The following is a 22,892-nucleotide window of genomic DNA, read 5'->3' as shown; positions in this document are numbered from 1 at the left end:
CGGCGGGGGCGGGAGGGTCGGCGGGACCGCCCTCGGCGGAGGGGCCCTCGGCGGGCGGATGGGCCCGCGGACGGCGCTCGCGCAGCCGCTGCGCCGCCTGCTCGGCGTGGCGCTGGTCCATGGTGAACGCGAAGCGGCGGCGCTCCTGGGCGCGGAGGTAGGCGATATAGGTGCTGAGCAGTATGGCCGGGATGCCCGGGGCCCATAGGAAGGCGAGGCCGCCGACGGCCGCGACGATCGCGCCGAAGGTGAAGGCGACGAAGAGGACCACGGTGGTGCGGCGACGGCGCGCGAGCACTCGGGCGCGCCGTCCGCGGTCCAGCGCGCTCCAGCCTCCGGCGCCCGCCCCCCGCGCACTGCCCGCACCACCGGCGCCCGCGCCACGCGTACCCCCAGCGCTCGCGCCCCGCGCACCGCTCGCGCTCCCGGCCGCCGGTGCCGGCGCGCACTCGGCGGGGGCGTCGGCGCCCGTGGGGGCGGGGGCGCGCAGGGTTACGGGCTCGGCGAAGCCCCGGACGTCGATCGCGTCGGTCACCGCTTCCGGGTCGGCCGCGTAGCGCTCCGGCTCGGCCGGGCCGCCCCCCTTGGTGGGGGCGTCCACGTCCTCGGCGGCACGCTCCGCGGGGTCCTCCGCCGGGTCCCCGGGGCGCTCGAGGTCCGCTCGGCTCTTGGCGTAACGGCGCTCCATGCCCGCCCGTCCGGACAACAGCCGGATGGCGGTGCTGAAGCGTTCCGTCGGACGGGCCTCATTGAGCTCGTCCTGCCTACGAAGCCACATCGGCACCAAATAGGCGGCCCAGGCCCCGACGATGACTGCGTAGATGAGGCCACTGCTGCTCACGCTCACACGGTAGAGGGGTCCGCATGAGGCCATCTGCCAATTGGCGCGGTGTGTCGCACGATCTGGCTGATATCTCGAAAGTTTTTTGTGATTGTTGGGATGACCAGGTTGGAAATGTTCTCCCGTTATTCGAACAGATATTTTATTTCTGCGATGCGCCTGGTCGGGTCCGGTGCCACCGGTTCAGCAGTCCCTCGGACAGTTCCTCGACCGTAAGCGCGTAGACCAGGTGGTCGCGCCATGCGCCGTCGATGTGGAGATAGCGCGGGCGCAGCCCTTCCTGGCGGAATCCGAGTTTCTCCATCACCCGGCGGCTGGGCAGGTTCTCGGGCCGGATACACACCTCGACGCGGTGCAGTCCGACGGTGCGGAAGCAATGGTCGACGGCGAGCGCGACCGATGTCGGCATCACTCCCTGCCCGGCCACCGCCTGGTCGATCCAATAGCCGACATGGCCCGAGCACATCGACCCCCAGGTGATCCCGGCGACCGTCAACTGCCCGGCCAGCCGCCCCTGGTACTCGATGATGAACGGCAGCATCCGCCCCGCGTGCGCCTCCGCCCGCAGATGGCGGACCATCTGCCGGTAGGTGGGCCGATGGGTGACGGGGCCGCCCGGCGGAGGCGGCGGGATGGTGGCCTCCCAGCGCCGCAGCCATTCCCGGTTGCGCTGGTTGACCTCACGCCAGGCGCGCTGGTCGCGCAGCTTTATGGGGCGGAGGACGGTATCGCCGTCCGCCAGCACGACCGGCCAGGGGGCGTTCAGCGCGCTCTCCCGGCCTGCCCCGCGGAATCGGCGGGGCCATCGACGGGATCGGAAGCATCATCGGCGGAAGCGGAGGCGGAGGAGGAAGAGGCGGAATCGGCGGGTCTGCGGTGGTCCCCGCCATGGATCTGGTCGACCGCGTGGACCAGGAGGCCGCCGAGCACCGTAAGGCCGTCACGCACCCCTCCGGTGGAGCCGGGCAGATTGACGACCAGGGTCCCGCCCGCGACCCCGGCCAGCCCCCGGGAGAGCGCGGCCGTGGGCACCTTGGCGAGCCCCGCCGCCCGGATGGCCTCCGCGATCCCGGGGATCTCGTAGTCCAGGACCCGGCGGGTCGCCTCGGGGGTGCGGTCGGTGGGGGTGAGACCGGTGCCGCCGGTGGTCACCACGACGTCGTACGAGGCCGCCACGGCGTCCCGCAGGGCGGCCTCCACCGGATCGCCGTCGGGCACCACGCGCGGGCCGTCCACGGCGAAGCCGAGCCCGGCCAGGCCCTCGGCGATCAGCGGGCCCCCGGTGTCGGCGTAGACCCCGGCGGCGGCGCGGTTGGAGGCGGTGACGACCAGGGCGCGGCGCGGCGCCGCTGAGCCGCTCATGCCCGGCTCCAGTCACCGGACTTGCCGCCGGACTTCTCCTCCACCCGGACGTCGGTGATGACGGCTCCCTTGTCGACGGCCTTGACCATGTCGATCACCGTCAGGGCGGCGACCGAGACGGCCGTCAGGGCCTCCATCTCCACGCCCGTGCGGTCCGTGGTCTTCACGGTGGCGGTGATCTCGACGGCGTCGTCGGCTACCTCGAGGTCCACCGTGACGCCCGACACCGCGAGCGGATGGCAGAGCGGAATCAGCTCCGGGGTCCGCTTGGCGGCCATGATGCCCGCGATCCTGGCGGTGGCGAGGGCGTCGCCCTTGGGAAGGCCCTCGCCGCGCAGCAGTTCCACGACGCGCGGCGCCACGCGCACGCGGCCGCTCGCCCGGGCGGTGCGCGCGGTGACGTCCTTGGCCGAGACGTCGACCATGCGGGCGGCGCCCGACGGGTCGAGATGGGTGAGGTGGTCCTGGGCGCTGCTCATCGTTCTCCCGGTCCGGGCCAGGCGGCTCCTGTGTGGGACGACACCGTACCCGCCGCGGTCGGCGGCTAGGCCAGCAGGACGACGTCCACCTCGGCGCCGGGGGCGACCTGGGTGACGTCCTCGGGGACGACGATCAGCGCGTTGGCGTGCGCCATGGCCTTGATGAGGTGCGATCCCGCACCGCCCACCGGGCTGACGGTGGCCGGGCCGTCGAGCGTGGCCGGCTCGTACCAGCCGCGCAGGAACTGGCGTCTGTCCTTGGGCGAGGAGGCGACGCCCTCGGGGCAGACCGCCTGGGCGATGGGGCGGTGGACGTCGGAGCTGCCCAGCATGGTGCGGATCACGGGGCGTACGAAGAGCTCGAAGGAGACGTACGAGCTCACCGGGTTGCCGGGCAGGGCCATCAGCGGGGTGTTCTCCGGGCCGACGCGGCCGAAGCCCTGGGGCTTGCCGGGCTGCATGGCCAGCTTGCGGAAGTGCACCTCGTGCATCGCCTCCTTGACCACGTCGTAGGCGCCGACGCTGACCCCGCCGCTGGTGACGACGATGTCGGCACGGACCAACTGGTCCTCGACAGCGGCGCGCAGCGTGGCGGCCTCGTCTGCCACCGCGCCCACCCGGTAGGCGATCGCGCCGGCCTCCCGGGCGGCGGCCGTGAGCTGGAAGCTGTTGGAGTCGTGGATCCGGCCGGGGCCGACCTCCTCGCCGGGCTGGACCAGCTCGCTGCCGGTGGAGAGCACCACCACCCGCGGCCGGGGCCGCACCATCACGGTGGCGCGGCCGAGCGCGGCCAGCAGCCCGAGCTGCGAGGCGCCCAGGACCGTGCCCGCGCGCAGCGCGAGCTCGCCCGCGTCCGCGTCGCTGCCCCGGGTGCGCACATGCTGGCCCTCCCTCACCGGTCGGAAGACGCGCACCCTGCCGCTTCCGCCGTGGGGGTCCGAGCCCCGCGCGGGCATATGGGTGACCGGCCCGCTGTCGAGACCGCCGTCGGTCCACTCGACGGGGACGACGGCCTGGCCGCCGGGCGGGACCGGGGCTCCGGTCATGATCCGGGCCGCCTCGCCCGGGCCCACGGCGGGCAGGTCACCGCTGCCCGCCGCGATGTCGCCGACGACGGTCAGCACCGCGGGATGGTCCTCGGTCGCGGCCGCGACGTCAGCCGTACGGACGGCATAGCCGTCCATGGAGCTGTTGTCGAACGGCGGAAGCGCGCCGGGGACGGTGACGTCCTCCACCAGGACGCAGCCCTGGGCCTCGAGCAACTGCAGCTCGATCGGCTCCAGCGGGTGGACGTGTCCGAGGATGTCGTCGAGGTGCTCGGCCACCGTCCAGACCCGGTCCTGGTCCGGGCCCCGGCCGGCGGCCCGTTCTGCGGTGCTGCTCAAGGTGCTACATCTCCTCGGTGACGTAACTGCGAAGCCAATCCCGGAACTCCGGGCCCAGGTCTTCACGTTCGCACGCGAGTCTGACAATGGCACGCAGATAGTCACCACGGTCGCCTGTGTCGTAGCGGCGCCCCTTGAAGACGACGCCGTGCACCGGGCCGCCGAGGTCCGGGCTGGAGGCTAGCGCCTGAAGGGCGTCGGTGAGCTGGATCTCGCCACCGCGGCCCGGCTCGGTCTCGCGCAGCACCCCGAAGATGGCCGGGTCGAGCACATAGCGGCCGATGACGGCGTAGTTGCTGGGCGCGTCCGCCGGGTCGGGCTTCTCGACCAGGCCGGTGACCTGGACGACGTCGTCGTCCACGGTCGGCTTGACGGCCGCGCAGCCGTAGAGGTGGACCTGAGCCGGGTCCACCTCCATCAGGGCGATGACGCTGCCGCCGTGGCGCTCCTGGATGTCGACCATACGGGCCAGGAGCGGGTCGCGGGCATCAATGAGGTCGTCGCCGAGGAGGACGGCAAAGGGCTGGTCACCGACGTGTGGGGCGGCGCAGAGCACGGCGTGGCCGAGACCCTTGGGGTCTCCCTGGCGGACGTAGTGCATGGTCGCCAGGTCGCTGGACTCCTGGACGCGGGCGAGTCGGGTCTCGTCGCCCTTGCGGGTCAGGGCCTCTTCGAGCTCGTAGTTGCGGTCGAAGTGGTCTTCCAGGGGCCGCTTGTTACGCCCGGTGATCATGAGGACGTCGGACAGTCCGGCGGTGACTGCTTCCTCGACGACGTACTGGATCGCCGGCTTGTCGACGACCGGCAGCATCTCCTTGGGGGTGGCCTTGGTGGCCGGAAGAAAGCGGGTTCCGAGTCCCGCGGCAGGGATGACAGCCTTGCTGATCCGAGTACGCGATTGAGTCATGTACCGAACCCTATCCGGTGCCTTTGGGGCGAATGATGAGCATTCGGTGAATATGGCATGAGACAGGAAGATTGCGCACCCAGTGATCAACATCGACGCTAGTAAGCGCGCATTGCGAAGACGTCACCTGGCGATGAGATCCAGGTTGACGGCGGATGACATCGAGGCGGCCGGCGCCGCTCTGGCGTGTCGCGCCCTGGAGCTTCCCGAGCTCGTCGACGCGGCCACGGTGGCGGCCTATGTGTCCGTGGGCGGCGAGCCCGGAACGTATGCCCTGAGGGAAGCCCTGCGCGCCCGCGGGGTCCGGGTGCTGCTTCCGGTGCTGCTCGAGGACGACGACCTCGACTGGGGCGAGGACGAAGGACCCGGGCGGCTGGCGCCCGCCCGTCGCGGCCTGCTGGAGCCCGAGGGCCCGCGGCTCGGCCCCGAGGCGGTGACCGGAGCGGACGTGGTGCTGCTGCCCGGGCTCGCGGTGGACCGGCGCGGAATGCGGCTGGGCCGCGGCGGGGGCTCGTACGACCGGGTGCTGGCCCGGCTGGCGGCGGCGGGGGCGGATCCGGCGCTGGTGGTGCTGCTGTACGACGGTGAACTGCTGGACGAGGTGCCCGAGGAGGGCCATGACCGTCCGGTGCACGCGGCGGTGACGCCGTCGGGCCTCCACCGCTTCACAGCGCGGCCCCGCTGAGGGCGCCCGGAGGCGCCTGTCGGCGGGGCCGCGAGGGTCGACGGGCCCGGGGCCGGCCGGGGGCGGAAACGCCCCTCAGACGGCCACCGGGCCCCTCGGAGCCCCATGCGGGGCACCGGGTGCTCCATGGATCGCTACGGGGTGAGCGCCAAGTCGTCCTCCGTGGACTTGTCCACGGCGCTCTTGTTGAACGCCCAGGGCAGCAGCTCGCCCTTCGCCCACTTCTCGGTCTGGTCCGTGTAGTGCGCGTTGTAGGCGTGGCCGGAGGCGCCGGTGAGGTTGATCCAGCGCGACTTGTCGAGGTTGTCGAGGTTGACGATCATCCGCATCGAGGGGACCCAAGTGACGTCGTAGCCGCCCGCCGCGTTCCAGCCGGTGGCGTTGACCGCCGCCTCGCCGCCGGAGAGGTTCCACGGGCCCCGGTTGAGGAGCCACTGCACCACGCCGGGGCCCTCGGTGCCCAGGGTCTGGTTCTTCAGGGTCAGCCGGTGCAGCCTGCCCCAGCTCCAGCTGTTGATGTCCTTGCCCAGCTTGGCGGTGAGCTCCGAGCGCGCGGCCAGCATGGCCTGGGACAGCAGCTCGTCACGGTTGGTGGCGCCGGGCTTGTTGCGGGTGCCCGCCGTCTTCCACCAGTCGTTCTTCGGGTCCTTGATGATCTTGCGTACGACCTCGTACCAGCGGTCGCCGCCGTCGGGCTGGGCCATGTCGGGGTCGCGCTTACCGCATTCGCGCACCAGCCGGGCGTTACCGTTCAGATCCTCCAGCGGACCCGAGTCGTCGGCCGGGCGCACCCGCAGGCACTCCCCCTTGACCCGCAGCTCCTTCGGGAGCTTGTCGCCGAAGGCCAGCTTGAGGGTGTTGCGCCAGACGGCGTTGAAGTACGCGGCGGCCGCCGAGTCCGAGTCCTGGGTGTAGTCCCAGCTCTCCAGCAGCTTCTGGGCCTCGCCTACGTAGTCGTCCTTGACGTCGATCTTCAGCAGATAGGGCGTCAGCAGCTTGGCGATCTCGCTGCTGTTGTCCATCTGGAGGGACTGCATGTCGTCCGTGGAGATCTTCCCGCCGTCCTTGACCTTCGACTCGATGAGGTCGGTGATGCGCTGGCTCCGCGCGCCGTAACCCCAGTCGTCGGTCAGCAGATACGGGTAGTTCTTCTCGTCTATGACGGCCTGGTTGGCGGTGACGATATAGCCGCGATCCGGGTTGAGCTCCCAGGGCAGCGCCGACTGCGGGATGTACTTGCTCCACTTGTAGCGCGAGTCCCAGCCGGGCGCCGGGTAGCGGCCGTCGCCCTTGGAGCGCACCGGGATCTGACCGGGTGCCTGGTAGCCGATATTGCCCTTGGTGTCGGCGTAGATGAGGTTCTGGGAGGGGACCGCGAAGTCGCGGGCCGCCTTACGGAAGTCGCTGAAGTTCTTGGCGGTGTTGAGCTTGAAGACCGAGTCCATGGTGTTGGACGGGGTCAGCGCGGTCCACTTCAGCGCCACCGCGTAGCCGTCGCCGCGGTCGGGGGCCACATCATCGGCGCCGGTGCCCACCGGGGCGCTCTTACCGACGTTGTCGAGCTCGTCGTCGCGGTCGGAGACGATCGGGCCGTTGTTGGTGGTGCGGACGGTGATCTTACGGCTCGCACCACCCGCGACCTTGATGGTCTCCTCGCGGGTGGTGAACGGGACCTGCTCGCCGTCGTAGAGGTAGCCGTCGGAGGTGACCTTCTCCAGGTACAGGTCACTGACGTCGGCGCCGAGGTTGGTCATGCCCCAGCTGATGTCCTGATTGTGACCTATGACGACACCCGGCAGACCGGCGAAGGTGAAGCCCGCCGCGTCGTACGGACACGCGCTGCTGACCCGCTTGCAGTGCAGCCCCATCTGGTACCAGACAGACGGCAGCTGGGGCGCCAGATGCGGGTCGTTGGCGAGCAGCGGCTTGCCGGTGGTCGTGTACTTGCCGGAGACCACCCACGAGTTGGAGCCGATCCCGGTCCCGTTCGGGCCCAGCAGCGCCGGGACGTCATCCAGGGTCTTGGAGAGCGAGGACAGCTGCGTCTGCAGCCCCTGAGCGGCTCCGGTGGCCCCTCCGTCCACCGAGCCGGTGCCTCCCGTGCCGCTCGTGGAGCCGGCCGGGGTGCCCTTGGGGTCGAACTCGTCCGTCGCCTCGTTGACGGCGCCGTCCTGGACGATCGGCTTGTTCCGACCGTACGGGTAGGACGGGTAGAGCTGGTCTATCTGCTTGGCGCTGAGCCGGTTGGAGGCCAGGGCCCGGTCCACCTCGTCCTGCATGTTGCCGCGCAGGTCCCAGGCCATCGCCTTCAGCCACGCCAGCGAGTCGACCGGGGTCCACTTCTCGGGCTCGTAGCCGTCGTTCTTGAAGTCGAGCGCCGCGTACTCGACGGACAGCGCGTCGCCCTGATGGTCCTTGAGGTAGGCGTTGACACCGTCGGAGTAGGCCCGCAGATACCTCTTGGTGTCGGCCGACACCTTGGTGTCGTACTCCTGCTTGGCCACCCGGTGCCAGCCCATGGTGCGCAGGAACGCGTCGGTCTCCACCTGACCGGAACCGAACATCTCCGAGAGCCGGCCCGCGGTCAGATGGCGGCGGACGTCCATCTCCCAGAAGCGGTCCTGGGCCTGGACGAACCCCTGGGCGCGGAAGAGGTCATCGGAGGTGCTGGCGTAGATCTGAGGTATCCCGTAGCCGTCACGTTTGACCTGCACGGGGCCGGACAAACCCTTCAGCTGCAGCGATCCCGTGGTCTCCGGGAATGAGGCTCTGACGGTACTGATACTCCAGTACGCGCCGTAGCCGACGCCCCCGACGAGCAGCAGCACGACTGCGATCACGATCAGGCGGAGACGTCGGCTCTTCTTCTTTTTGGGAGAAGAGCCGGTTGTGTTGGCGGGCATCGCTGTCCTTCGAGGGGCAGGGTGAACCTGGAGTGCTGGAGCAACCATAGGCGCAGCGCTGTCACCGCCCCTACGCGGAGTCATGACTGACGCCCCGCACCGGCCATCGCCCGGGCTCGTACACCTCGGCGAAGCCTTCTCATGGGAGGCTCGCGTCAAGATCCCGTAAAATGTTAGGTAAGGCAATGAAGTTCCGGTCGGCGGGGAGCCCTTCGCGGCGTTCCCTCCGCTCCCGCGAGAAAGGGTTGGCCCCTGACTGTTCACCACCTCAACGAACTGCTGTTGATCTGCTCCCTGGTCCTGCTCTTCGCGGTGGCGGCCGTAAGGCTGTCATCGCGAAGTGGACTGCCCACGCTGTTGATCTATCTCGGGATCGGCGTCGCCATCGGCACGGACGGGATCGGCGTCACCTTCAATGACGCCGAACTGACACAGATCCTCGGCTATGCCGCGCTGGTCGTCATCCTGGCCGAAGGCGGTCTGGGCACGAAGTGGAGCGAGATCAAACCGGCCCTGCCCACGGCCGCCGTCCTGTCCACCGTGGGCGTCGCGGTGAGCGTGGGGATCACCGCGGCGGCGGCGCACTATGCGGTGGGGCTGGACTGGCGGCAGGCGCTGATCATCGGCGCGGTGGTGTCGTCCACGGACGCGGCGGCGGTCTTCTCGGTGCTGCGCACGGTGCCACTACCCAAGCGGCTCACGGGCGTCCTGGAGGCCGAGTCGGGCTTCAACGACGCCCCTGTGGTGATCCTTGTGGTCGCCTTCTCCAGCCAGGGCCCCATGGAATCCTGGTACGCCCTGTTCGGCACGATCACCCTGGAGCTGGCGATCGGCGCGGTGATCGGCATCGCGGTCGGCTGGCTGGGCGCCTATGGCCTGCGCCATGTGGCGCTGCCCGCCTCGGGTCTGTACCCGATCGCGGTGATCGCCATCGCGGTGACCGCCTACGCGGCGGGTTCGCTGGCGCACGGGTCCGGCTTCCTCGCCGTCTACCTCGCGTCGCTGATCATGGGCAACGCACGGCTGCCGCACTGGCCGGCCACGCGCGGCTTCGCCGAAGGGCTGGGCTGGCTCGCCCAGATCGGGATGTTCGTCCTGCTGGGGCTGCTGGTCACCCCGCATGACCTGGGCGACGACATCCTGCCCGCGCTCGCGGTGGGGCTGGTGCTGACCGTGGTGGCCCGTCCGGTGTCGGTCCTGGTCAGCACGTCGCCGTTCCGGCTGCCCTGGCGGGAGAAGGCGCTGCTGTCCTGGGCCGGGCTGCGCGGGGCGGTGCCGATCGTGCTGGCGACCATCCCGGTGGTCAGCGACGTGCCCGACAGCGGCCGGATCTTCAATATCGTCTTCGTGCTGGTGATCGTCTACACCCTGGTCCAGGGGCCGACGCTGCCCTGGCTCGCTCCCCGGCTGCGGCTCGAGGAGCCCGAGCCAGCCGACCTGGGCATCGAGTCGGCACCACTGGAGCGGCTGCGCGGCCATCTGTTGTCGGTGTCGATCCCCCAGTCGTCCAAGATGCACGGCGTCGAGGTCGGCGAGCTGCGGCTGCCCCCGGGGGCCGCGGTCACCCTGGTGGTCCGGGACGAGACCAGCTTCGTACCGCTGCCTTCCACGATGCTGCGGCGCGGCGACGAGCTGCTGGTGGTGGCCACGGATCCGGTGCGCGACTCGGCCGAGCGGCGGCTGCGGGCAGTGGGCCGGGGCGGCAAGCTGGCGGACTGGCTGGGCACGGGAGCGGGGTGAGGGGGCCTGTCGGAGGCCGCCTCAGGCAGTGCGTTCGATCACCGTATGTCTCGTCCCAGTGGACTGACGGGCAGGAATACTGCACTATGGAGCGTCGTTAGCACTCATTGAGTGAGAGTGCCAGGAGGAAGAACGTGCCGACCTACCAGTACCAGTGCACCGAGTGCGGCGAGGGCCTCGAGGCGGTGCAGAAGTTCACCGACGACGCGCTCACCGAGTGCCCCAACTGCGATGGACGCCTGAAGAAGGTGTTCTCGGCGGTCGGCATCGTGTTCAAGGGCTCCGGCTTCTACCGGAACGACAGCCGCTCCTCTTCCAGCAGCTCGAGCGGCGGCTCAGGCAAGTCGGGGGCGAAGAGCGACAGCTCCGGCTCGCCGGACTCCTCGTCCTCGTCTTCGGACTCTTCGTCTTCGTCCTCGGATTCCTCTTCCTCGTCCTCCTCGACGTCTTCGTCGTCGACGTCGTCCTCGAATTCCTCGTCGTCTTCGTCGTCCTCGTCGTCCTCGACGTCGAGTTCGGCCGCCTGACCAGGTCGCCTGGTTCTTCAGCTCCATCGACACCCCGCCACCTCCACCGGGAGGCGGCGGGGTGTCGTTCGCGTGGCCACGGGTGGCTAGGGTGATCACATGGTCGAGACCAGCAGGCAAGCAGACATAGGGGTCATCGGGGGATCGGGGTTCTACACGTTCCTCGACGACGTGACCGAGATCACCGTGGAGACTCCCTATGGGGCGCCGAGCGATTCGCTCGTCCTCGGCGACATCGAGGGGCGGCGGGTCGCCTTCCTCCCGCGGCACGGCCGCAAGCACCATCTGCCGCCGCACCGCATCAACTACCGCGCCAACCTCTGGGCCCTGCGCTCGCTCGGAGTGCGGCAGGTCTTCGGCCCGTGCGCGGTCGGCGGGCTGCAGCCGGAGTACGGACCTGGGACGCTGCTCGTCCCGGACCAGCTGGTGGACCGCACGAAGGGGCGTACGCAGACCTACTTCGACGGCGAGCAGCTGCGGGACGGCCGGATCCCCAATGTGGTGCACACCACATTCGCCGACCCGTACTGCCCGGTGGGCCGGAAGGCGGCCGTGGCCGCGGCGCGCGGACGCGGCTGGGAGCCGGTGGACGGCGGGACGATGTGCGTGATCGAGGGGCCGCGCTTCTCCACCCGCGCCGAATCGCGCTGGCACGCGGCGCAGGGCTGGTCGGTGGTCGGCATGACGGGCCACCCGGAGGCGGTGCTCGCCCGTGAACTGGGCCTCTGCTACACGTCGTTGACGCTGGTCACCGATCTGGACGCGGGGGTGGAGACCGGCGAGGGCGTCACCCACACCGAGGTGCTGAAGGTCTTCGGGGAGAACGTGGGCCGACTGCGCGAGGTGCTCTTCGACGCGGTGGGCAGGCTGCCGGAGACCACCACCCGGGACTGCCTGTGCACCCACGCCCACGACGGCTGGGACCTGGGGATCGAGCTTCCGTAATCGGGCTTCGGCAAGCGCGGTGCGGTAGGCGAGCTCCGGCAAGCGCGGTGCGGGTGCGGCCGGACGACGACACTGGTGCTCGCCCGCTGCGCGGTGGGTACCGCGCCTGCCGCGGGGCGGGCATCGTGCCCACAGCGAGGCGGGGGTCAGGCCTGGCCCCAGGGCGGGGTTCACGCCTGCCCCGGGGCGGGTGTCGCCCGCACGGGTGGCCGAGTTTTCCACAGCCCGGTGGCCGTCCACAGGCCCGAGCGGGATCGGGCGGGGACGGGCATGGTGAGGGGGCCAGAAACACCCGGACCCTCACGGCAGGCGGTGATGTGCCATGTCTCATCCGTCCCCCACCCTCGCGTTACCCCGCTCCGCTCCCCCGGCCCGTGTGGTGCCACGCTTCGATCCGGTGCGCACCGGGCGCACCGGCGGATTCGGGCTGCGGCGGACCGTGCGGCGACGCCGTCGCGCGATGGCGGCCGGGCTGGCGCTGACGGCCGCCGCGCTCGCGGCAGCCGCACCGTCGGGCCGGGGGCACACGGACGCGGTGACCTCGCGGGCGCCCGCACCCGCGGGCGAGGAGCGGCGGGGCGGCCCGCGCCCCGCCATGGTCTCGGCGCCAATCCGGATCGCCGACGCGGCGGCGGTACGGCTGCTGCACCCCGGCGACCGGGTGGATGTGCTGGCCACACCGCTTCCGGACGCCGCACGGGCCCGGTCGTCCCGCACTACGGCGCGGGTGGTCGCGCGTGGGGTCCGGGTGGCCGAGGTGCCGGGGGCGCGGAGCGCCCACCCGACGGACGGCCGAGCCGACGGCAGCGGCGCACCGGAGGCCGATGCGAAGGCCGACGCGGACGCAGCCGCGAGTAGCAATGAGGCGCCTTACGGCGGCGGCGTGCTCGACGGCTCGGCGGACGGCGGCGGGGCGCTGGTGGTGCTGACGGTGCCGCGAGCGGACGCCACCGCGCTGGCCGGAGCCGCGGCCGACTCCCGATTGGCGGTGACGCTATGCCGCTGCTGACTCCCCCGACTCCCCTGATGCCCCTCTCACCTGCGGGTGTAGGTTGCGGGACCGTCCGCTCAAGCACCGAAGCGGCGAAAGAGAGGCAGTGGGTTGAGCCAGGAAAAGATGGCCGAAGAGAAAGTGAGCGTTCTGGAAGGGTTCAAAGCCTTCCTGATGCGCGGCAATGTGATCGATCTGGCAGTCGCGGTCGTCATTGGAGCCGCTTTCACCGCCGTCGTGAACTCGATAGTGAAGGGCCTCATCAACCCCATAATCGGAGCCTTCGGCACGAAGGACCTAGAGAAGTACCGCTCCTGTCTCAAGGCGCCCTGCGAGACCAATGCCACGGGCGACATCGTCGACGGCATCCCGATCCTCTGGGGCAGTGTGCTCTCCGCCGTGCTGACCTTCCTGATCACCGCGGCGGTGGTGTACTTCCTGATGGTGCTGCCGATGTCGCGCTATCTGGCGCGGAGGGCCGCCAAGGCGGCGCAGGCGGAGGAGGAGCAGGCCGTCGTGGACGCCGAGGAGATCATTCTGCTGCGCGAGATCCGCGACGAATTGGTGGCACAGCGCGCCCCCGTCCGCGACGGTGGTGGCAGCGGCTCCAGCGCCTAGGAATCCATCAGAGGTGGTGGGGCGGCTTCTCGTCGAGGAACCGGGCCAGCTCAGCGGCATCGTCGGCACTGTCGCCGCTGGGAACCCGCTCGCCCCACCCATGGTCCGTATCGTCCGATGACCGCTGCGCGAAGGGATCGTCGAAGATCAGCGCGGCGGCCGGATCGCGCGGTCCAGGGGCAGGGGCGGTGCTCATGCCTCAAGAGTACGGCCCGGGCAGCGGCTCGGTGTACCGGCCGAGCTCGTCGTGCCACCACAGATCACGCCCGGGTCTCCAGGACACCGGGCAGGCCAGCCGGTGGACCACCAGTACCGACCGCACCTCGGGGCAGCCGACCAGCGCCCGGTCGACCTGGCGCTTGAGCGGCTGTATCTCCCCGCCGTGCTGCCCGGCGTCCGCGGTGATGACGACCTTGGCGCCGACCTCCCTGATCCGGCCGCGCAACTCACGGGGGCTCAGGCCCACGGGAAGGCTGGCGCGGACCACGTCGAGCCGGCCGCAGGCGAGCGTGGCGATCACGGACTCGGGCACCAGCGGCAGATGGACCGCCACCCGGTCCCCGGCGCGGACGCCGAGACGGGTGAGCGCGGCGGCGGCCCGGGCCGCCTGGTCAAGCAGCTCGGCATGGGTGAGCTCCTCGGTGCGGTCAGGCTCGCTGATCCAGCGGAGGGCCACCCGGGCGGCCCGCCGAGAGTCGGCGGCCAGTGTCGGGCGCCCCTCCGTCCGAGAGGTACGGGGCACGGCGGTCTTCTTTCGGACGGGGGCGAACGGCATACAGCTCAGATTGCTGTCAGGCCATCAACATCTGATGAACGCCTCCTATATGAGAGGCCCTCATCCCGTCCGGCGCTCTTCGGCGGTGATCGCGGAAGGGCAGATACGGGGGCGGCTCGCGGCTCGCTACTCGACCCTGCCACGGCTTCCCGTGCTACGCATAGCTTCCATGGATGCCGAACGGACACAACCCGAATCAGCTCCCACCGGTCCGGCCGACGGCCTGACGGATGTCCACGGACTACGGGTGGGCCATGCCCAGCGGTCCGGCGGCGGACGGCTCACCGGGACGACCGTGGTGCTGGCCCCCGAGGGCGGTGCGGTCGCCGCCGTCGATGTGCGCGGCGGTGGGCCCGGCACCCGGGAGACCGATGCCCTCGATCCGCGCAATCTGGTGCAGCGCGTCGATGCCGTGGTGCTGACCGGCGGCAGTGCCTTCGGGCTCGACAGCGCCTCGGGGGTGGCCGCCTGGCTGGAGGACCACGGTCGGGGCTTCCGGGTCGGCCCCGATCCGGCGCAGGTCGTTCCGGTGGTCCCGGCCGCCGCCCTCTTCGACCTGGGCCGGGGCGGCGACTGGCGGGCCCGCCCGGACGCCGCGCTGGGGCGCGAGGCGGTCGAGGCGGCGGCCGGATCGGAGACGGGGGCTCCGGTCGCCCAGGGCAATGTGGGGGCGGGCACGGGTGCGGTCGCCGGTGGGATCAAGGGCGGCGTCGGTACGGCCTCCACGGCGCTGGCGTCCGGTGTCACGGTGGCCGCGCTGGCCGTGGCCAACGCCGCGGGATCGGTCGTGAATCCGGGTACGGGTGCGCTGTACGGGGAGCACTACGGGCCGTCGGAGGAGGGTGGGCCGCACCGGCCCGGGGCGGCCGTGCATGTGGAGGCCATGCGTCGGCTGGCCGCGGCGCGGACCGAGTCGGGGCGGCGGTGGGCCGCGTCGGTACGGCCTCCGCTGAACACCACACTGGCCGTGGTCGCCACCGACGCCGTGCTCACCCGGGCCCAGGCGCAGAAGCTCGCGGGGACGGCCCACGACGGTCTGGCGCGGGCCGTCCGGCCCGTGCATCTGCTGTCCGACGGCGACACAGTCTTCGCCCTGGCCACCTGCGGGCGCCCGCTGATACCAGAGGGCGACCCCGAGGACGCCGGCGATCCGGCGTTTGGGGTGCACCGGGAGAGCGGCGCGCTCAATGAGGTGCTGGCGGCCGGGGCGGACATGCTGACCCGGGCGGTCGTCAAGGCGGTGCTCGCGGCGGAGACCGTGGATGGCCCGGGCGGTGTCTTCCCCGACTACCGGGATCTTTACGGCCTCTGATCCGCGGGGGCCGGAGGGAAGTTATGCGTCCGGCCGGGAGAAGCGGGCCGGCGCGATGAGGAGAAGGGGGGCTTCGGATGGATACGGATCTGCTGATCGTCGGCGGTGGCCCGGCGGGCTGCGCCGCCGCCGTGATGGCGGCGAGCGTGGGGATGCGCTCGGTGCTGATCGAGTCGGGCGACGCCCTGTGCGGGGCGCTGCGGCGCATCCCGGTGGTGCGCAATGTCCTTACCGCCACCAACGGCCCGGATCTGGCGGCGGCGATCGGGGCCGATCTGGCGCGGTGTGATCTGTGCCGGGTGGAGCTGGGCCACCGCGCCACGCTGATCGACGCCTTCGACGACCGTGTCGAGGTCACGATCGAGCCGGTGAAGACCATGAAGTCGGTGGAGACCGTGGAGCCGGTGGAGACCGAGGAGGATGCGGGGTCCGCTCGGACTGCTGGCTCGCGGCTGACCGCTCCGTATGTGGTCATTGCCACGGGGGTCGGGCCGCTGGGTCCCGAGGGAGCGGGATGGCTCGGGGGTGTGGCGGGCCGGGCGTTGCCGCAGCTGTGGGAGGCGGATCCGGCGGTCATCGACGACCGGACGGTGCTGGTCCTGGGGGCGGACCGGCCCCTGGGCACCGTGGCACGGGCCCATCCGGAGCTCAGGGCCCGCCTTGTGGTGGCGCATCCGCCCGAGGACGCCTACAAGACCGAGGAGATCCGGCGGGACCCGCGGGTGGAGCTAGTGGCCGTGCGGCGGCTGGAGTTGAGGCCCGGGACCGCATCGGCACCGATCACGGCCGAGGTCGAGACGGTGGAGGGCGAGCGGCGGGCGCTCACGGCCGATCTCGCCCTCCTCAACCTGGGCAGCGTCCCGGCGCCCCCGGCCGGGGCCGTGGTGGCCGACCGGTCCGGGTACTGCCCTCCGGGAAGCCAGCACCCCGGGGTCTTCACCGCCGGTGATCTGCGGTCGGTCCGCTTCCAGCGGATCGCGACCGCCATGGGATCGGGTGGCGAGGCCGCGCTCGGTGCCTACTACGCCTCGCTCGGTCTGCCCACGGAGACCGGCGGCCCGCCCACGGAGGTGGGCGGCCCGCCGGGCCGGACAGGGGGTGGCTGAGATGCGGTCAGACCGCCACCGCCACCTTCGACTCGTCCTCGGTGGTGCCGCCCGCGGCGGCACCGCCGCCCGCCTGGCCCGGGGCCTCAGGCTCCGCCGTCTTGCGCAGCCCCTTGAGGAAGACCACCAGACCGGTCGAGACCACCGTGCCCGCCACGATGGCCAACAGGTAGAGGAACGGCTGGCCGATCAGCGGGACCACGAAGATGCCGCCGTGCGGGGCGCGCAGCGTGCAGTCGAACGCCATCGACAGCGCACCGGTCACGGCGCCGCCCACCATCGAGGAGGGGATCACCCGCAGCGGATCCGCCGCGGCGAACGGAATGGCGCCCTCACTGATGAAGGAGGCACCCAGCACCCAGGCGGCCTTGCCGTTCTCCCGCTCGGCCCTGGTGAACAGCCGTCCGCGCACGGTGGTGGCGAGGGCCATCGCCAGCGGCGGGACCATACCGGCGGCCATCACCGCGGCCATGATCTTGAGGCTTCCGGTGGAGGGGTCCGACACCGCGATACCGCCGGTCGCGAAGGCGTAGGCCACCTTGTTGACCGGTCCGCCCAGGTCGAAGCACATCATCAGGCCGAGGAGGACGCCGAGGCCGATGGCGTTGGCACCGGAGAGACCGTTGAGCCAGTCGGTCATCGCCTCCTGCGCGGAGGCGATGGGCTTGCCGATCACCACGAACATCAGGACACCGACGATCGCGGAGGAGACCAGCGGAATCACCACCACCGGCATGATGCCGCGCATCGACGCCGGGACCTTGAACCGCTGGATGGCCATGACGACCGCGCCCGCGATCAGACCCGCCACCAGACCGCCGAGGAATCCGGCCTTGATGGTGGTCGCGATGTAGCCGCCCACGAATCCCGGGACCAGACCGGGCCGGTCGGCCATGCCGTAGGCGATATAGCCCGCCAGGACCGGCACCAGGAAGGTGAACGCCGCACCGCCGATCTGGAAGAGCAGCGCCGCCCAGCTGCTGGTCTCGGTCCAGACGAAGTGGTCCGCCACGGACTTGGCACTCGCGATCTCGTAACCGCCGATCGCGAAGGCGAGCGCGATCAGCAGACCGCCCGCGGCGACGAACGGGACCATGTAACTGACGCCCGTCATCAGCCACTTGCGCAGCCGGGTGCCGAAGCCGTCACCGGCGGCACCATCCGCGTCCATTGGCGCCGAGCCCTCCGACGCGCCGTCGGCCGGTGCGGCGACCTCGCCCCGCGCGGCCTTCCCGCGCGCCTCGGCGATGAGCTCGGCGGGGCGGCTAATGGCCGCCTTCACCCCGACGTCCACCGTTGGCTTGCCCGCGAAGCGGGCCTTCTCCCGCACCTCCACATCGTGCGCGAAGACCACCGCGTCGGCTGCGGCGATGGTGGCGGTGGGGAGCTTGTCGAATCCGGCCGAGCCCTGGGTCTCGACGACCAGCTCGACCCCCGCCTCACGAGCGGCGTTCTCCAGCGACTCGGCGGCCATATAGGTGTGGGCGATACCGGTGGGGCAGGACGTGACGGCCACGATCCGGAAGGGGACCGCGGGCTCCGACCCGGTCTGGGAGGCGCCGGTGGACGCAGCCGAGCCGGAGGCGGCGGCCAAGCCGGAGGCGACGGGCTCAACCCCAGCGGGCTCAACCCCAGCGGGTCCAGCAGCGGCGGGCTCCCCCGCGGCGGGCTCTTCGCCCCGGATCAGGGCGGCCGCCTGTTCGGGCCGGTCGGCCGAGCGCAGCGCATCGGTGAAGTCGGCGTTCATCAGCTGCCGCGCCAGGCTCGACAGGATCGTCAGATGGTCGCTGTCCGCGCCCGCCGGGGCAGCGATCAGGAAGATCAGATCGGCCGGTCCATCCGCCGCGCCGAAGTCGATCCGGGCCGCGCTGCGCCCGAAGGCCAGGGTCGGCTCAGTGACATGGGCGCTGCGGCAGTGGGGTATGCCGATGCCGCCGTCCAGGCCGGTCGGCATCTGCTCCTCGCGCGCCGCCACATCGGCGAGAAAGCCGTCGAGGTCGGTGACCCGGCCCGCCTCGACCATGCGTTCGGCGAGCGACCGGGCGGCGGCTTCCTTGGTGTCGGCGGACAGGTCAAGGTCGACCAGATCCGCGGTGATCAGCTCACTCATCTCGCGGCTCCCTTGTATGCGGTGCCGCCCTGGGGAAGGCGGGCGGACGGAGTGGGGATTGGGGGGTGGGAGTGGGGTCGGCCGGTCACGCGGGCTCCTTGAGCACACGGTCCAGCGGGATGTCGGACGTGGTGGTCACGGCGGACGGGTCGAGGTCGGCCGGGGTCGGCATGGCGCTGCCCGGCAGCCGCACCGCGGCCGCGCCATGGGCCACGGCCGAGACGAGCGCGGCGGGCCCGGAGCCGCCCGCCGCGAGGAATCCGGCGAGCGAGGCATCACCCGCGCCGACGTTGCTGCGTACGGCGGTGACCCGTGCGGTGCCGAAGTACGCGCCGGACTCGTCGACCAGGAGCTGGCCGTCGGCGCCCAGGCTGGCGAGCACCGCGCGGGCGCCCAGCCCACGCAGTTCCTCGGCCGCCTTGACCGCCTCGCCCACGGTGGCCAGCGGACGGCCCACGGCCTGGGCCAGCTCCTCGGCGTTGGGCTTCACCACATCGGGGCGCTCGCGCAGGGCGGCGGTCAGCGAGGGGCCGGAGGTGTCCAGGGCGATCCGGGCGCCCGCCCGGTGGGCCCGCGCCACCAACTCGGCGTACCACTCGGGCGCGAGCCCCCGGGGCAGGCTGCCGCAGCAGGCGATCCAGTCGGCGCCCTCGACCCTGGTCCGTACGGCCTCCAGCACCGCCTCGGCCTCGGCGGCGCTCAGTACGGGCCCGCCCGCGTTGAGTTTGGTGAGGGTGCCGTCCGGTTCGGCCACGGAGATGTTGACCCGGGTCGAGCCCGCCACGGGCACACCCGCCGCCTCGATGCCCAACTCCCCCAGCAGCCGGGCGAGTAGCGCGCCCTCTGGTCCGCCGAGCGGCAGCACGGCCACCGTGCGTTGCCCCGCGGCGGCCACGGCGCGCGAGACATTGACGCCCTTCCCGCCGGGGTCGACCCGGTCGGCCGTGGCCCGTAGCACGGCGCCGCGCTCCAGCGCGGGGATCTCGTACGTACGGTCCAGGCTGGGGTTGGGGGTGACGGTGAGAATCATGCGCGTGCCACCTCCGTGCCCTGACGCTCGATGGCCAGGGCGTCCTGGGGGCTGAGCCCGATGTCCGTGATGAGCAGATCGACATCGTCCAGGCCGCCGAACCGGGCGAAGTGCTCCCGGCCGAACTTGGCGGAGTCCGCGAGCAGCACCACCCTCCGGGCCGCCGCGATCATGGCGCTCTTCACGGCGCCCTCCGCGAGATCGGGTGTGGTGAGCCCGCCGTCCAGCGAGAAGCCGTTGGTGGCGAGGAAGACCGCATCGGCCTTGATCTCGCCGTAGCCGCGCAGCGCCCACGCGTCCACGGCGGCCCGGGTGCGGTGGCGGACCCGCCCGCCGACGAGGTGCAGCGCGATACCGGGGTGGTCGGCGAGGCGGGCGGCGACCGGCAGGGCATGGGTGACGACGGTGAGCTTGGCCTCCAGCGGGAGGGCGGCGGCGAACCGGGCCGCCGTCGAACCCGCGTCGATGATCACGCTGCCGTCGGTCGGCAGCTCGGCGATGGCGGCCCGCGCGATGCGGTCCTTCTCGTCGGCGGCGGTGGACTCGCGCTCGGCGAGATCGGGCTCGAAGTCCAGCCGCCCGGCCGGGATGGCGCCCCCGTGCACACGGCGGACGAGCCCCGCCCGGTCGAGGGCGCGCAGATCACGCCGTACGGTCTCGGCGGTGACCTGGAATCCCTCGGCGAGGGACAGGACATCCACCCGCCCGCTCTCGCGGGCGAGCCGGAGAATCTCCTGCTGACGCTCCGGTGCGTACATGTGGGTTTGCGTCCCTTCCATGCCCGAACCTGTGATTTCGCGGCCAGATTACGGGGGCGATGCAGGAAAGTAAACAGACTCGGACACAAAGCAGACTCGACCGGGCATGTCTTGTACCGCGTCGAGGAATTCCGGACCGCCGCCCATAGCCATAGCGCACCGTCTCGCCGTAGCGCACCGTCCGAATCCCGCCGGACTTCCGCGCCCCACCCGGCCAGGATCGAGTCATGTTCCCCGAGAACACCACACATCGGGACCTTCACCGCATAACAGAAATACAAGGCGCACAGGAGCAGAGGAGTAGGCATGACACTCGACGGCAAGGCGGCCCTGGTCACCGGCGGCAGCCGGGGCATCGGTGAGGCCGTGGCGATCCGGCTCGCCGAGGAGGGCGCCGATGTCGCCCTGACCTACCACAGCCAGGCCGGGCGCGCGGCGGATGTGGTCGACCGGATCAAGGCGCTCGGCCGCCGCGCCTGGGCCGTGCAGGCCGACGGCGCCGACGCGCAGGCGGTGCTGGCCGCCGTGGAGGGGGCCGCCGCCGAGTTCGGCCGCCTGGACATCCTGGTCAACAACGCGGGTGTCGGCGCCCTCGGCCCCCTCGCCGAGCTGTCGCTGGACGATGTGGACCGGGCCCTCGCCGTGAACGTCCGGGCGCCGTTCCTCCTGGCGCAGGCGGCCACCGCGCATATGGCCGACGGCGGCCGGATCATCAACATCGGCAGCTGCATGGCCGAGCGGGCCGCCTTCCCCGGCGGCAGCCTCTACGCGACCAGCAAGACCGCGCTCACCGGCCTCACCAAGGCCCTGGCCCGTGAGCTCGGCCCGCGCGGAATCACCGCCAACCTGATCCACCCTGGCCCCGTGGACACCGATATGAACCCGGCAGACGGCGAGAGCGCCGCCTTCCAGAGCGGCTTCACCGCGCTCGGGCGCTACGGCCGCCCCTCGGAGATCGCGGCGACCGTGGCCCATCTCGCGGGCGACAGCGGCCGCTACCTCACCGGGGCGTCGATCGCCGTGGACGGCGGCTTCGCCGCCTGACCAGCCCCAGGCAGACAGATAGACACAAGCGAGCCCCGGCGCCGGGGGGGGAGGCGCCGGGGCTCGGTCCAGGGGTGGGGTTGGAGGGGAAGGGGTGGCTGGGCTCTCCTGGCCTGCGATCTCAAGCCGCTGCGTCGAAACCGGTCTGGCGGGCCATCTTCTTCAGCTCAAGCAATGCGTGCTTCTCGATCTGGCGGATCCGCTCACGCGTGAGGCCATGCTGCTTGCCGACCTCGGTCAGGGTGCGCTCCCGGCCGTCATCGATGCCGTACCGCGCCTTGATGATGGAGGCGGTGCGGTCGTCGAGGCGGCCGATCAGGTCCTCCAGCTCCTCGCTGCGCAGCAGCGTCATCACCGACTGCTCGGGCGATACGGCCGAGGTGTCCTCCAACAGATCGCCGAACTGGGTCTCCCCCTCGTCGTCCACCGACATGTTCAGGCTGACCGGATCGCGGGCCCAGTCGAGCACGTCCGAGACCCGCTCCATCGTGGAGCCGAGCTCCTCGGCGATCTCGGTGTGCTCCGGCTCGCGGCCGTGCTCACGGTTGAACTCCCGCTGCACCCGGCGGATCCGGCCGAGCTCCTCGACCAGGTGGACCGGCAGCCGGATCGTACGCGACTGATCCGCGATCGAGCGCGTGATGGCCTGACGGATCCACCACGTGGCATAGGTCGAGAACTTGAACCCCTTCGTGTAGTCGAACTTCTCCACCGCGCGCACCAGGCCCGCGTTGCCCTCCTGGATCAGGTCGAGCAGCGGAAGGCCACTGCGCGGATAGCGGCGCGCCACAGCCACGACGAGGCGCAGGTTGGAGCGGATGAAGATGTCCTTGGCGCGGGCACCTTCGGTGGCTATCGCCTCCAGCTCCTCGCGGCTCGCACCTGCGGCAGGGGTGTCCTCAACCTCCCCGTCCAGGATCTGCTGGGCGTACACCCCCGCTTCGATGGACTGAGAAAGCTCGACCTCCTTCGCCGCGTCCAGCAACGGGGTGCGGGCGATCTCGTCGAGATACATGCCGACCAGGTCGCGATCGGCGATCTCCCCGCCTGAGGCGCGAACGCTGTTGGCCCCATCAGCGCCACCACCGGCGGCGGACTGATTACGGGCGACGGCACGGGTTGCCATGCGTGCTCCCTTACAGATGGATCGGGCGCGGACTATGGACGGACTCTCCGGTATCGGGTGCCCCGTCCGATGGAAACAACGACTGGAATCAGGACAGAATTCCCATCAGGCCCCCACCTTTTTACGATCATGCAGTATCCTGTCCAGCCACACGCGGGTCAGCGTACTGCCGAGATCCCGGGAAGCGCAGGTCAGACCCCGTGTGCGGCGACCTCTCGCGGCTCTCCCGCCCCTCTCCCACCTGTCAA

General features: G+C 71.2%; 22 protein-coding genes. 9 read left to right on the top strand and 13 right to left on the bottom strand.

Annotated elements, in window-relative coordinates:
- From sepX to galU, 6 genes are all read right to left on the bottom strand, one after another.
- Window positions 1-841: divisome protein SepX/GlpR (gene sepX / locus VT50_RS02345; RefSeq protein ID WP_079343751.1), on the bottom strand; the 841-nt coding region annotated here is incomplete at its 3' end.
- Between the two features lie 142 nt (window positions 842-983).
- Window positions 984-1,607, bottom strand: coding sequence for a GNAT family N-acetyltransferase (locus VT50_RS02340; RefSeq protein ID WP_046084892.1), 624 nt, complete (start codon window positions 1,605-1,607; stop codon window positions 984-986).
- Window positions 1,604-2,203, bottom strand: coding sequence for a MogA/MoaB family molybdenum cofactor biosynthesis protein (locus VT50_RS02335; protein ID WP_075200276.1), 600 nt, complete (start codon window positions 2,201-2,203; stop codon window positions 1,604-1,606). The genes VT50_RS02340 and VT50_RS02335 overlap by 4 nt, the downstream gene beginning before the upstream one ends.
- Window positions 2,200-2,682: a cyclic pyranopterin monophosphate synthase MoaC gene (moaC, locus tag VT50_RS02330; protein WP_046084893.1), complete on the bottom strand. Its 483-nt coding sequence runs from the start codon at window positions 2,680-2,682 to the stop codon at window positions 2,200-2,202. Before moaC ends, VT50_RS02335 begins: the two co-directional genes overlap by 4 nt.
- Before the next feature lie 65 nt (window positions 2,683-2,747).
- A complete protein-coding gene (glp, locus tag VT50_RS02325; RefSeq protein ID WP_046084894.1) occupies window positions 2,748-4,067 on the bottom strand; it encodes a molybdotransferase-like divisome protein Glp in 1,320 nt (439 codons plus the stop codon).
- 4 nt (window positions 4,068-4,071) lie between these two features.
- Window positions 4,072-4,974 carry a UTP--glucose-1-phosphate uridylyltransferase GalU gene (gene galU, locus VT50_RS02320; protein ID WP_046084895.1) on the bottom strand — a complete coding sequence of 301 codons (903 nt, stop codon included), beginning with the start codon at window positions 4,972-4,974 and terminating at the stop codon, window positions 4,072-4,074.
- 82 nt (window positions 4,975-5,056) lie between these two features.
- Between galU and VT50_RS02315 the strand changes: the two genes are divergently transcribed.
- On the top strand, window positions 5,057-5,659 hold the full coding sequence (locus VT50_RS02315; RefSeq protein ID WP_107424708.1) for a 5-formyltetrahydrofolate cyclo-ligase: 603 nt from the start codon (window positions 5,057-5,059) through the stop codon (window positions 5,657-5,659).
- Window positions 5,660-5,793: 134 nt separating this feature from the next.
- On the opposite strand, the gene VT50_RS02310 is transcribed toward VT50_RS02315, so the two are convergent.
- The gene (locus tag VT50_RS02310; RefSeq protein WP_046084897.1) at window positions 5,794-8,562 is read right to left on the bottom strand and encodes a penicillin acylase family protein; all 2,769 of its coding nucleotides are present in this window, start codon (window positions 8,560-8,562) and stop codon (window positions 5,794-5,796) included.
- A 252-nt stretch (window positions 8,563-8,814) separates the two neighbouring features.
- Between VT50_RS02310 and VT50_RS02305 the strand changes: the two genes are divergently transcribed.
- The 5 genes from VT50_RS02305 to mscL all read left to right on the top strand — a co-directional run bounded on the left by VT50_RS02305 (window position 8,815) and on the right by mscL (window position 13,383).
- Entirely contained in the window at window positions 8,815-10,302 is a 1,488-nt protein-coding gene (locus VT50_RS02305; RefSeq protein ID WP_046084898.1) for a potassium/proton antiporter, read from the top strand.
- Window positions 10,303-10,436: 134 nt separating this feature from the next.
- Entirely contained in the window at window positions 10,437-10,829 is a 393-nt protein-coding gene (locus VT50_RS02300) for an FmdB family zinc ribbon protein (RefSeq protein ID WP_075200277.1), read from the top strand.
- A 99-nt stretch (window positions 10,830-10,928) separates the two neighbouring features.
- Window positions 10,929-11,774, top strand: coding sequence for an S-methyl-5'-thioadenosine phosphorylase (locus VT50_RS02295; protein WP_046084900.1), 846 nt, complete (start codon window positions 10,929-10,931; stop codon window positions 11,772-11,774).
- Window positions 11,775-12,096: 322 nt separating this feature from the next.
- The gene (locus tag VT50_RS02290) at window positions 12,097-12,783 is read left to right on the top strand and encodes an RcpC/CpaB family pilus assembly protein (protein ID WP_078840589.1); all 687 of its coding nucleotides are present in this window, start codon (window positions 12,097-12,099) and stop codon (window positions 12,781-12,783) included.
- Between the two features lie 108 nt (window positions 12,784-12,891).
- Window positions 12,892-13,383: a large conductance mechanosensitive channel protein MscL gene (mscL, locus tag VT50_RS02285; protein WP_046084902.1), complete on the top strand. Its 492-nt coding sequence runs from the start codon at window positions 12,892-12,894 to the stop codon at window positions 13,381-13,383.
- A 7-nt stretch (window positions 13,384-13,390) separates the two neighbouring features.
- On the opposite strand, the gene VT50_RS02280 is transcribed toward mscL, so the two are convergent.
- A complete protein-coding gene (locus tag VT50_RS02280) occupies window positions 13,391-13,579 on the bottom strand; it encodes a hypothetical protein (protein ID WP_046084903.1) in 189 nt (62 codons plus the stop codon).
- Window positions 13,580-13,582: 3 nt separating this feature from the next.
- The gene (locus VT50_RS02275; protein ID WP_240529010.1) at window positions 13,583-14,125 is read right to left on the bottom strand and encodes an AMP-binding protein; all 543 of its coding nucleotides are present in this window, start codon (window positions 14,123-14,125) and stop codon (window positions 13,583-13,585) included.
- Window positions 14,126-14,327: 202 nt separating this feature from the next.
- On the opposite strand from VT50_RS02275, the gene VT50_RS02270 reads away from it, so the two are divergent.
- Entirely contained in the window at window positions 14,328-15,470 is a 1,143-nt protein-coding gene (locus VT50_RS02270) for a P1 family peptidase (RefSeq protein ID WP_046084904.1), read from the top strand.
- A gap of 77 nt (window positions 15,471-15,547) precedes the next feature.
- Window positions 15,548-16,576: an FAD-dependent oxidoreductase gene (locus VT50_RS02265; RefSeq protein WP_046084905.1), complete on the top strand. Its 1,029-nt coding sequence runs from the start codon at window positions 15,548-15,550 to the stop codon at window positions 16,574-16,576.
- A gap of 7 nt (window positions 16,577-16,583) precedes the next feature.
- Here VT50_RS02265 and VT50_RS02260 read toward each other — a convergent pair whose 3' ends face one another.
- From VT50_RS02260 to VT50_RS02250, 3 genes are all read right to left on the bottom strand, one after another.
- Window positions 16,584-18,686 carry a PTS fructose transporter subunit IIABC gene (locus tag VT50_RS02260; protein WP_046084906.1) on the bottom strand — a complete coding sequence of 701 codons (2,103 nt, stop codon included), beginning with the start codon at window positions 18,684-18,686 and terminating at the stop codon, window positions 16,584-16,586.
- Between the two features lie 85 nt (window positions 18,687-18,771).
- Window positions 18,772-19,716, bottom strand: coding sequence for a 1-phosphofructokinase (gene pfkB, locus VT50_RS02255; protein ID WP_046084907.1), 945 nt, complete (start codon window positions 19,714-19,716; stop codon window positions 18,772-18,774).
- The gene (locus tag VT50_RS02250) at window positions 19,713-20,474 is read right to left on the bottom strand and encodes a DeoR/GlpR family DNA-binding transcription regulator (protein WP_046084908.1); all 762 of its coding nucleotides are present in this window, start codon (window positions 20,472-20,474) and stop codon (window positions 19,713-19,715) included. Before VT50_RS02250 ends, pfkB begins: the two co-directional genes overlap by 4 nt.
- A 306-nt stretch (window positions 20,475-20,780) precedes the next feature.
- On the opposite strand from VT50_RS02250, the gene VT50_RS02245 reads away from it, so the two are divergent.
- The gene (locus tag VT50_RS02245; protein WP_046084909.1) at window positions 20,781-21,518 is read left to right on the top strand and encodes a 3-oxoacyl-ACP reductase family protein; all 738 of its coding nucleotides are present in this window, start codon (window positions 20,781-20,783) and stop codon (window positions 21,516-21,518) included.
- Window positions 21,519-21,639: 121 nt separating this feature from the next.
- Here the strand turns inward: VT50_RS02245 and VT50_RS02240 are convergent, their stop codons facing one another.
- Window positions 21,640-22,644 carry a sigma-70 family RNA polymerase sigma factor gene (locus VT50_RS02240; protein WP_046084910.1) on the bottom strand — a complete coding sequence of 335 codons (1,005 nt, stop codon included), beginning with the start codon at window positions 22,642-22,644 and terminating at the stop codon, window positions 21,640-21,642.
- Between the last annotated feature and the right edge of the window lie 248 nt (window positions 22,645-22,892).

The organism is Streptomyces antioxidans (genome assembly GCF_000968685.2).
Lineage (GTDB): Bacteria > Actinomycetota > Actinomycetes > Streptomycetales > Streptomycetaceae > Streptomyces > Streptomyces antioxidans.
This window is presented reverse-complemented; position numbering and strand designations above follow the sequence as displayed.

Excerpts from the sequence above, each read along its gene's own strand:
- VT50_RS02335 (WP_075200276.1), bottom strand. The coding sequence starts at position 2,203 with ATGAGCGGCTCAGCGGCGCCGCGCCGCGCCCTGGTCGTCACCGCCTCC.
- moaC (WP_046084893.1), bottom strand. The coding sequence starts at position 2,682 with ATGAGCAGCGCCCAGGACCACCTCACCCATCTCGACCCGTCGGGCGCC.
- galU (WP_046084895.1), bottom strand. The coding sequence starts at position 4,974 with ATGACTCAATCGCGTACTCGGATCAGCAAGGCTGTCATCCCTGCCGCG.
- VT50_RS02310 (WP_046084897.1), bottom strand. The coding sequence starts at position 8,562 with ATGCCCGCCAACACAACCGGCTCTTCTCCCAAAAAGAAGAAGAGCCGA.
- VT50_RS02295 (WP_046084900.1), top strand. The coding sequence starts at position 10,929 with ATGGTCGAGACCAGCAGGCAAGCAGACATAGGGGTCATCGGGGGATCG.
- VT50_RS02290 (WP_078840589.1), top strand. The coding sequence starts at position 12,097 with ATGTCTCATCCGTCCCCCACCCTCGCGTTACCCCGCTCCGCTCCCCCG.
- mscL (WP_046084902.1), top strand. The coding sequence starts at position 12,892 with ATGGCCGAAGAGAAAGTGAGCGTTCTGGAAGGGTTCAAAGCCTTCCTG.
- VT50_RS02280 (WP_046084903.1), bottom strand. The coding sequence starts at position 13,579 with ATGAGCACCGCCCCTGCCCCTGGACCGCGCGATCCGGCCGCCGCGCTG.
- VT50_RS02270 (WP_046084904.1), top strand. The coding sequence starts at position 14,328 with ATGGATGCCGAACGGACACAACCCGAATCAGCTCCCACCGGTCCGGCC.
- VT50_RS02265 (WP_046084905.1), top strand. The coding sequence starts at position 15,548 with ATGGATACGGATCTGCTGATCGTCGGCGGTGGCCCGGCGGGCTGCGCC.
- VT50_RS02260 (WP_046084906.1), bottom strand. The coding sequence starts at position 18,686 with ATGAGTGAGCTGATCACCGCGGATCTGGTCGACCTTGACCTGTCCGCC.
- pfkB (WP_046084907.1), bottom strand. The coding sequence starts at position 19,716 with ATGATTCTCACCGTCACCCCCAACCCCAGCCTGGACCGTACGTACGAG.
- VT50_RS02250 (WP_046084908.1), bottom strand. The coding sequence starts at position 20,474 with ATGTACGCACCGGAGCGTCAGCAGGAGATTCTCCGGCTCGCCCGCGAG.
- VT50_RS02245 (WP_046084909.1), top strand. The coding sequence starts at position 20,781 with ATGACACTCGACGGCAAGGCGGCCCTGGTCACCGGCGGCAGCCGGGGC.
- VT50_RS02240 (WP_046084910.1), bottom strand. The coding sequence starts at position 22,644 with ATGGCAACCCGTGCCGTCGCCCGTAATCAGTCCGCCGCCGGTGGTGGC.